General features: G+C 58.4%; 2 protein-coding genes. Both read right to left on the bottom strand.

All coding sequences use genetic code 11. The features are described 5' to 3' along the window. A partial coding sequence (locus tag AC1DUU_RS32680; RefSeq protein ID WP_476787428.1) for an ABC transporter ATP-binding protein occupies positions 1–695 on the bottom strand: 695 nt, incomplete at its 3' end. Further along, the coding region (locus AC1DUU_RS32675) for an ATP-binding cassette domain-containing protein (RefSeq protein ID WP_476787427.1) at positions 673–1,094 on the bottom strand (422 nt) is incomplete at its 5' end. The genes AC1DUU_RS32680 and AC1DUU_RS32675, both read right to left, overlap by 23 nt.

The raw sequence follows: 1,094 nt of genomic DNA, 5'->3' as shown, positions 1-1,094 counted from the left end.
TTTACGCCCATGTATCGATCGATCACGTTGGCGGAAACTACCTCTTCCGCCGTCCCTTGCCATTTGATGAGGCCCTTCTCGACTATGTGAATGGCGTGGCCGATGTCGAGAACCAGTCCAACATTCTGCTCGACGATTACGACCGCCACGCCTTCAGCCGCCAAGCGCCGTAGGATCACCCCGACCTGCGTAACCAACCGGGGCATGAGTCCCTCCGTGGGCTCATCCATCAGAAGCAGTCGGCATCGCATGGACAGGCTGCGCGCGATCCCGACCAGCTGTTGCTGTCCGCCACTCAATGTTCCGGCCAGTTGTCCCAGCTTTGGTTCGATCTCCGGCAAGACTTCCAGTATTTCTCTCAGCGGCCGCGGGTTCGACACCGTCCTAGCGGCAACCTGAATGTTTTCGAGAACCGACAGGCGCGGAAAGACCCTGACGTCCTGCGGCATGTAGGCGACACCAAGCCGAGCGATCGCATCCGCAGACATCCCAAATGTTGAACTGCCCAGGATAGCGATGTCTCCTTCGACCCTCGGCCCCAAACGCATTAGCGATTTGAGCAAGGTTGTTTTCCCCGCCCCATTGCGCCCCAAAATTGCGGTCACGGCGCCTGCCTGGGCGCAAAGGTTCAAGCCTTGTAGAACCTGGGCCTTGCCGTAATACGCCCTAAGGTTAGTGACCTGCAGCGCTTCCAAGATACAATTCCTTAACGAGAGGATCGCGAAGTACTGCCTCCGGCAGTCCGGAGGCAGCGACAGCCCCGGCCGCGAGCACAGTTACCTTGTCGCTGGTTTGCGTGACGACGCTCATGTCATGCTCGATGATGATGACACCGGCTTTGCTGCGTAACCGATCGCATATAAGCCGGATCATGTTGTCGGTTTCAGCAACGCTCATGCCCGCCGTCGGTTCATCCAGCAGCAGCACCTTTGGCTTGGTCGCCATGGCCATGGCCATTTCGAGAATCCGTTGGTCGCCATGCGAAAGCGTGTCGACTTGTCGCTCCGCACTCTTAGCCAATCCCATTTGCTCGAGCAGTTCGGCGCGCTCATGGCCAAGCGCATCACTACCCCGAACCGCGAGCTGCATATGTT

The organism is Aminobacter sp. P4_H6_2 (assembly GCF_056400805.1).
The sequence above is the reverse complement of the archived record's forward strand: the minus strand, read 5'-3'. Positions and strand labels throughout refer to the sequence as shown.